Here is an 8,651-nt window from a genome sequence, read left to right as displayed (position 1 = left end):
CGCCAGCTGCCCGACGGCGAAAACCAATATTACCAATACGATTTAGAAAACCAACTCGTCCGCGCCGAAATCAAAAAGCCCGCCGGCAACACCGAAATCTGGACATACGCCTACGACCCGTTCGGCAGACGCCTTTCCAAAGAGCGCCAAGACAAACTCGCCTGGACGAGTACCGACCCGAAACGCACCCACTTCGTCTGGGACGGAACGCGATTACTTCAGGAGTACACCTACAAAGGCTGCTACACCTATATTTACACCGACCAAGACAGCTACGAACCCTTAGCCCAAGTCTTCCACAACAACCAAGACGAAGGGCAATACCTCGCCTATTTCCACAACGACCAAATCGGCATACCGCGCGAGATGACCGACATCCATGGTAATCTCTTATGGTACGGCGAATACACCGCCTGGGGCCGTCTGAAAAAGGATGAGCGGGTCTATCGGAATGCGCACCAGCCGTTCAGACTGCAGAACCAGTATTACGATGAAGAGACCGGGCTGCATTACAACCTGATGCGGTATTACGAGCCTGAGGTCGGACGGTTTGTGAACCAGGACCCGATTGGGCTGTTGGGTGGTAGTAACCTTTACCAGTTTGCTCCAAATACTCAGGATTGGATCGATCCTTTGGGATGGAGGAGAACGTCAAAAGACATGCCACAATGGATGCCAACTAAACGTGGCTATCAAAGACAACATCTTATTCCATGGTCGCTTAGAAATCATCCAATGTTTGCACAAAGTGGTAGAAGCATACATGGTGCAACAAATATGATGTATCTGCCTGTGACAACGGGAATAGACCCTAATCCAAAATTGGGGTTACATCGTGGATGGACTACAGAGCATAAACTTTATAATGAAATGGTTGAGCAACGATTAGAAAGATTGGCTACCATTGCTAAAAATAAAAAATGGAGTAAAAAGAAAATCTCAGAAGAAATATTAAAAATGCAAAACGAATTAAGAGAAGGTTTTAGAACTGGCAAATATACTTGTGCTGCACCAACTTCTAAAAGTAATAGTAAAAAAGGAAAAAAATGATGACTCTTTATCAAATATACTCTGCTGTTGATAATGAAGATGCTTATGCGGACTTAAAACAGGATGATAGAAAAATTGTGGAATTTATTAATTACAATAAAGGCAATTATACAGATGAAGCAGTTTTTATAGCTCAGAGTGGATATACCTCCAAAAATATTTCTAAAACAGATTATATTCAAACAATTCCTAAGATGTTATTGTTCTCTGAAACTTTCATTAATAAATTAGCTGATAAATTAAAAAATGAATTAGATTTTTTTCCAGCTAAACTTAGAATCAAGAATGATGAATTTAAATTTTTCCTTGGAAAAATTAAATTAACTGCTAAATTAGTAGATATGGAAAAATCAAATTTTTATGAAATAGATGGAGAGAAGTTTATTGATTATCCACCTGTATTTTTAGGAAATATATCTGGTTTTGAGTTTTGTGCAAAAGATATAAATGATGATTTAATTTGGGCTTTTTCTGATAAATTCAAAGAATTAGTTGTGAGTAATAATTTGAAGATGGAATTTCTTCCTCTAACATGAAATATTCTGTAAGTAAGTTATAGCAAGCCGCAGCCCCACACAAAACTTTCAGTCTTGACGTAGGGTACGTGCGGTATGTACGCACGCGGCTTCTGTTTTTCAGACGATCTCACTATCTTCTTAGAGGTCGTCTGAAACATTTGTTCTTTAACAATCTCATTAGCAGTTAATATAGAGGTCGTCTGAAAACCAACTTTCAGACGACTTCTACTAAATTACCTCTCCCGACGGCGGAGCACGGCTGCTGTTTGCCGAAGTCGATTTTGGCTATGGCAATTTGACCGCCGTTTACGGACGAGACGGCAAAAAACTGCGCGGTTTCGCCTACCGAAACCACATCATGGTCGAACACAGCCAGCCCGACGGACTGGTGTCCCGCTACGAATACGACCGTTACGACACCGACGGCAAAGTGCTCAAGAGCAGCAACAACCTCGGCGAAGAATGGACGTTCGACTACCGCAAAGACCATACCGTCGTTACCGACGCATTGGGGCGGACGGAAGTGTACGGTTTCGACGAAAACCAAGAACTCGTCTACCGCATCGATGCCGACGGACAACGCAGCGACAGCGAACGCGACGACTATGGCCGCATTACCGTAGAACGCGACCCGCTCGGACGCGAAACCCGCTATCTCTACGATACCGAAGGCAACGTCATCGCCATCACCGCGCCGGACGGCAGCAGCACCCAAATCGACTACCACGAAACCCTCAACCTGCCGGTTGCCGTCAACGATCCCGCAGGCAGGATTACTGCCTACGATTACGACGGACGCGGCAACCTCATCAGCATCACCGACCCCGCCGGTTACACCACCCGCTACGGCTACAACGCCCAATGGCTGCCCGAAACCATTACCGACGCCTTAGGCAAAACCCGACGCCTACACTACGACACCCTCGACCAGCTCGTCTGCTTTACCGACTGTACCGGCGAAACCACCCGTTTCGGTTACACCGAATACGGCGATCTCGAAACCGTTACCGATGCGCTGGGCCATACCACCCGCCACCACTACGACGCAGCGGGCAACCCCGTCCGTACCGACTATCCCGACGGCAGTCACGAAACCTTCGAATACGACCGCCTCAACCGTCTGACCGCCCACATCGACGGACTCGGTGCCAAAACCGCCTACGAACTCGCAGTGGACGGACTGCCGCTCAAACGCACCAACGCGCTGGGTCATACCTTCGCCTACGCCTACGACAAAGCCGGCAACCTGATTCAAAGCGCCGACCAAAGAAGCGGTGTCCTCCATTACATCTACGACAAAATCGGACGGATTCAGGTCATAAATTCTGCAATCAAATATTTGTCATAATCTACTAAAAGCATTTATTATTACATATCTAATAATCATAATTTAAGGGAAGCGTTCATGGCGTGGCGGTTTGTGTTGCCTGCTTGGGTGGTGGGTGTAGTGCTTTCGTTTGCGTTGCCGTTTGTGCCGCCATGGTGGGTTTGGTTGGCTGTAATTATTGGCGCGCTTGCGTTGTGTCGAAAATTTGCTGTAGCTTGGTTGGTGCTGGCCGTCTGCGTGGGCATGGCGTTTGGAGTGTGGCGGACAGGTCTGGTTTTGGCTGCTCAATGGCCTGTGGGGGAGGCATCGGCTAAAGTTTTGACGGTTGAAGTGGCGGATATGCCGCGTGATGATGGACGGCGTGTGCAGTTTGCGGCAAGGGCTTGGGATGAACGTGGGCAGGCTTTTGATTTGATGTTGTCGGATTATCAGCGGCGCGATTGGGCGGTGGGCAGCAGGTGGTCTGTATCGGCGCGGGTAAGGCCGGTGATCGGTGAAGTGAATGCGCGCGGTTTGAACCGTGAAACATGGGCTTTGGCCAATGGTATCGATGGCATGGGTACTTTGGGACGCGATAGGAAACTTATGCGGCAAGGCGGCGGTTTCGGTTTGGCTAATATGCGTGATGCGGTAAGCCGAAGTTGGCAGGGAACGGCGGACAAATATCCTGAGTTTTCAGACGGCATAGGGCTGATGCGTGCTTTGAGTATTGGCGAGCAATCGGCGTTGCGGCCGCCTTTGTGGCAGGCATTCCGGCCTTTGGGGCTGACGCACTTGGTCAGTATTTCGGGCTTGCATGTAACGATGGTGGCGGTATTGTTTGCCTGGCTGATCAAGCGAATTTTCCGTTATTTGCCGTGGATTCCGGCGAAACCGCGTGTGTGGATATTGGCAGGTGGTGTTGCTAGTGCTTTGTTTTATGCGCTTTTGGCCGGTTTTTCCGTACCGACGCAACGCAGTGTGTTGATGTTGGCTGCGTTTGCGTGGGCATGGTGGCACGGAAGTGGCGGCTCGGGCTGGACGGCATGGTGGCAGGCTTTGGCCGTTGTTTTGTTGTTGGATCCGTTGGCAGTATTGGGCGTGGGAACGTGGTTGTCTTTCGGCTTGGTTGCTGCTTTGATTTGGGCTTCATCAGGCCGTCTGAAAGAGTTGGGTTGGCGTTTGGCTGTACGGGGGCAATGGGCGGCAACGGTGTTGTCGGTGGTATTGCTGGGCTATTTGTTTGCTTCGTTACCTTTGCTCAGTCCGTTGGTTAATGCTCTGGCTATTCCTTGGTTTTCTTGGGTGTTGACGCCGTTGGCTTTGCTGGGTTCGGTTTTTTCTTTTGAACTTGTCCAGTTGGTAGCGGTATTTTTGGCGGAATATACTTTGCGTGGTTTGGTATGGCTGGCTACGGTATCGCCTGAATTTGCCGTCGCAGCGGCGCCTGTACCTTTGCTGGTGTTGGCGATGATGGCGGCTTTGTTGTTATTGTTGCCTAAAGGAATGGGCTTGAAACCTTGGGCATGTCTGGTTTTATTGGGCTTTGTGTTTTACCGTCCTGCCAAGCTGGAGGAGGGGGTGGCAAGAGTTACGGTGATGGATGCAGGACAAGGTTTGTCGGTGTTGATACAAACGCGTAACCGCAATCTTTTGTTTGATACGGGAACGGAGCAAGTGGCGCAAACAGGTATTGTGCCGAGTTTGAACGCGATGGGCGTGCGCCGTTTGGACAGCCTGATTTTGTCGCACCATGATATTGACCATGACGGCGGTTTTCAAAGTGTAGCGGCTGTCGGTACCGATAAATTGCTTGCCGGACAACCTGAGTTTTATCCGAATGCAGAGTTTTGCCAAGAAGACAAATGGCAATGGGACGGCGTAGATTTCGAGTTGCTCAGGCCGTCTGAAAATGCTGGTAAGGAAGATAATGACCGAAGCTGCGTATTGCGTGTCGTGGCAAACGGCAAAGCCTTGTTGATAACCGGCGATTTGGGTGTGAAGGGCGAGGCCGGTTTGATTGAGAAATACGGCAATGCGCTGTATAGCCAAGTGTTGGTATTGGGACATCACGGCAGCAGCACGGCTTCGTCGGGCAGCTTTCTGCATACGGTTTCGCCGCAATATGCCGTGGCATCCAGCGGCTATTCCAATGCCTACAAACATCCGACCGTTGCCGTACAAAATCGTGTCCGCGCGCACGGCATTACTTTGTTGAGAACGGATTTGTCAGGAGCGTTGGTGTTTGCTTTGGGACAGGATGATATATTTCAAGGTCGTCTGAAAAAGGATAAGTTTTATTGGCAGAAGAAACCGTTTGAGTAAAAAGGCTAAAAGGCCGTCTGAAAGACTTTTCAGACGGCCTTAATATTTTTTATTGACGGGCATTATCCAAATTTTGTGTGAATCCAATTGTGGATAGTTTGGTTTGATATTTGATAATAAAGAATAAATTAATCGTGATGAAAAAATAGGCAGTTTGAAAATAGGGTAATAATAACAAAGTCATTTTATAACTGTTGTTAATTTGATAATCATTTTGAATCTGTTTGGCTGGATAAATTCACTTGTTTATAGCTTGCTTATATAATCTAAACGCATTATTGCACATTCAAATTAAATTTAACAAAGGGAAAAGAAATGACTGAAACTCAAAACCAACCTAATAACGAAGAGTCCGTAGTGATTATCGGCACGCGTCGTGATGATGTGCTGTATGGCAGCTTGGGACACAATATTTTTTACGGCGGTTTAGGAAACGATACCTTTATTGTGAACAACAGGAATGACCAAATTGTTGAAAGGTACGGCGAGGGTACGGATACGGTTTATACCCATACGACTTATACGTTGCCGAATTATGTTGAAAACCTGACGATGACCGGCCACGATAATATTTTTGGTTTCGGCAACAATTCCGACAACGTCCTCATAGGCAACAGCGGCAACAACCGTTTGAGCGCCGGCCGTGGCAAGGATGTGCTTTACGGAGGGGCGGGTAATGACTTGCTGTTGGCAGGCGATGATGACGACAAACTTTATGGTGGCGACGGCAACGATATTTTGCGTGGCGATCATGGCAACGATTATTTGGAAGGAAACGAAGGCGACGATGTTTTAGACGGCGGAATCGGTGCAGACGTAATGCGCGGCGGTAATGGCAACGATACATATTATGTGGACAGTCAAAACGATGTCGTTATCGAAGAAGCCAATGGCGGCATTGATACGGTCTACACAGGTATGACTTACCGTTTGCCGACTCATGTTGAAAATCTGACCTTGACCGGCAGTGGCAATTATTTCGGTTTCGGCAACCATTCCGACAACGTCTTAATCGGCAACATCGGCAATAACCGTTTGATTGGAGGCCGAGGTAATGATGTGCTTCGCGGAGAGGCAGGCTATGACTTGCTGTTGGCGGGTGATGGCGACGACAAACTTTACGGCGGTACCGGCAACGATATTTTACGCGGCGATGCCGGTAATGATTATTTAGATGGCGGCGAAGGAGATGACACGCTTGAAGGCGGTAGCGGAGATGATACTTATGTGTTCCGCCGTGGTAGCGGCCATGATGTCATTTCAGACAATTTGGGTCATAACAGCATTCATTTTGAAGGTTTGAGTACGAAGGATATCAGTCTGACTACTCGTCCAAACGTCAGTAATCCTGTCCTTGAAGATTGGGTTTTTACGATTCGTGAAACAGGCGAAACGCTGACCCTTAAAGAGCAACACAAGACCTATTCATCTGTATCTAAGTATAAATTTTCGGATAAGGAAATGGATGTTGCTGAAATCTTCAAATATCCCGAGCACGATGCCAGCGAAGACAGCGTAACCATGCGTGTGCTTTATAAAGATGGTCACGCCGTCACACATGCCGCCGTACAAGGGCAGCATCTTCAGACGGCCTCTTTGCAGTATTGGGAAAATATTGCTACTCAAAAAAGAGCCAATGATATTGTCCGACCTAGTTATAAACAGGCGCAACATTCTATCTTTACCAAAGACAGTGATGGCGACGGTTTGGTCGATGCTATTGACCGCAATCCGCAGGAGTGGAATGTTTCCGAGCGTGATTTGCGGATGTTCTCTTCATTGGCTTATGAATCTCCGTCTGCTTTGCATACTGTATTTAAAGGCAATTATTGGTGGAATACGCAATATGCTTCTATTGCTAAGAATATTAACGACAAATATTTTAGCAATCAGGCCAATGTATCTGAATTGGTTGGGAAATGGACATTGCTTAAGGCAGGTAGTCCGGGAGGCGGTTTGGATTATGCGATTTTCGGCAATTCGAACAAGAAGGACGGTTGGGAAAATGTCGTGGTAGCGTTTAGAGGTACGCAGGCTACCAGCATTAAAGATGTTTTGGCTGATTTGAACATTATGACCGGTAATTTGCCGGCTCAAACCAAATATCTGAATGATATTGCCCGCTATATTGATACGCTTCATGCCAAAAATGTGTATTCGACCGGACATTCGTTGGGCGGCTATCTTGCAGAATACTTTGCCGCACATACCATGCAACAGCGTAATGATTGGGCAAGTGATTTCAAACGCAGCAGTCTGTTTAATCCGGCTGTTTTGAATGTGGACAAAGCCTCGCCTGAAGCCTTAAAACAAGCACGGGATATGGCCGATAAAATGGCGGAAACACAGATTACAGACAACTCCGATACAACCCAGGCACGCCACCTGTATAAAACCAATTCGTATGTAATCAAAGGCGAGTGGGTTGGAGATGGTTTTTCAGGCAAAACAGGTGCGGGTATTGGTGCATTTTTGGGAGGTTTGTTATTTGGGCCACCTGGCGCTGCTCTAGGTTTAGCTGCTGGAGCGGCCGCGTCCCAAGTTCATAAAGGATTGGGCAGATATCCGAAAGCCAAGGTTTTAGATTTCAAAAGCGGCGATGTATGGGGCAAACACAATATGACCAGCTTTTATGAGTCTGATACCAAACTTGAACAATACTTCTCCCAAGGTAAACGTATTGATAAGCATTACGACAATCTTTATTTGAAGGATTCTGACCAAGACGGTTTTTCAGACGGCATTGAAAAGAAATGGGGTAGCAGCAGTAATGATGCCCAAGAAACGCCATACGCAACCGGTACCTCTGCCATTTATACGGATGACCGACCTATGCTGGCGGTGGTTCAAACTGAGGATGCGGCCGGTAACGTCTTGTCGCTCAAAGGCGTAGAAATGACGGCGCACCAGCAGGGCGATAAGATGGCATATGCGGCAAACGGCAAGGAAATCGACTTAGGGAAAAACGGCTTTGATTGGTCGGTCAGCATCAGTGGAGACAGCAAAGGCGTAGCGGCCTTGCATGGCAGCGCGGCTGACGATGTATTGAAAGGCAGCGATGGCAATGATTATCTGGCAGGCGGGCTGGGTAGCGATACCATTGTTACCGGCGAGGGTAGAGATACGGTGGCATTTACTGCATGGGATGTCCGCGAGGGCAAACTGGATCACTTGCTGGATTTCAATCCTGTTAAAGACAAGTTGGATTTGAGCGCTATGCGTCCGCTGCTCAATGAGAAAGAAAGCCAGGTCGGCTGGGCGGATTTGTTTGTCCGCGATGTGGATACATTCAGCCCCGACCGCTCGTATCTTGTGTTCAACAGCGCTCAAAAAACCTTGGCGTATCGGGGCGCAGGAGCTGAAAGCAGCACAGAGTTCGCACGTTTCTACAATGAAGATGCTGCGCAGCTGACAGCCGCCAATATTATCGGCTGATTGTTATTTTAAAGTTT

General features: G+C 47.7%; 5 protein-coding genes. All 5 read left to right on the top strand.

Features of this window, described 5'->3' with window-relative positions; genetic code table 11:
• The coding region (locus ACTHR2_RS06945) for an RHS repeat-associated core domain-containing protein (RefSeq protein WP_440375534.1) at positions 1-1,050 on the top strand (1,050 nt) is incomplete at its 5' end.
• A complete protein-coding gene (locus ACTHR2_RS06940; protein WP_263337388.1) occupies positions 1,047-1,586 on the top strand; it encodes a hypothetical protein in 540 nt (179 codons plus the stop codon). The genes ACTHR2_RS06945 and ACTHR2_RS06940, both read left to right, overlap by 4 nt.
• Before the next feature lie 277 nt (positions 1,587-1,863).
• Entirely contained in the window at positions 1,864-2,916 is a 1,053-nt protein-coding gene (locus tag ACTHR2_RS06935) for an RHS repeat protein (protein WP_440375533.1), read from the top strand.
• Positions 2,917-2,973: 57 nt separating this feature from the next.
• The gene (locus ACTHR2_RS06930) at positions 2,974-5,199 is read left to right on the top strand and encodes a DNA internalization-related competence protein ComEC/Rec2 (RefSeq protein WP_440375532.1); all 2,226 of its coding nucleotides are present in this window, start codon (positions 2,974-2,976) and stop codon (positions 5,197-5,199) included.
• Positions 5,200-5,514: 315 nt separating this feature from the next.
• Positions 5,515-8,634: an Mbeg1-like protein gene (locus tag ACTHR2_RS06925; RefSeq protein ID WP_440375531.1), complete on the top strand. Its 3,120-nt coding sequence runs from the start codon at positions 5,515-5,517 to the stop codon at positions 8,632-8,634.
• The last annotated feature ends 17 nt before the right edge of the window (positions 8,635-8,651 follow it).

Origin of the sequence: Neisseria sp. P0006.S004 (assembly GCF_051963015.1) — a bacterium.
GTDB lineage: Bacteria > Pseudomonadota > Gammaproteobacteria > Burkholderiales > Neisseriaceae > Neisseria.
Note: the sequence above shows the minus strand (reverse complement) of the source record. Positions and strands in the feature narration are given on the sequence as shown.

Coding starts and splice junctions, on each gene's coding strand:
- ACTHR2_RS06940 (WP_263337388.1), top strand. CDS start 1,047: ATGATGACTCTTTATCAAATATACTCTGCTGTTGATAATGAAGATGCT.
- ACTHR2_RS06930 (WP_440375532.1), top strand. CDS start 2,974: ATGGCGTGGCGGTTTGTGTTGCCTGCTTGGGTGGTGGGTGTAGTGCTT.
- ACTHR2_RS06925 (WP_440375531.1), top strand. CDS start 5,515: ATGACTGAAACTCAAAACCAACCTAATAACGAAGAGTCCGTAGTGATT.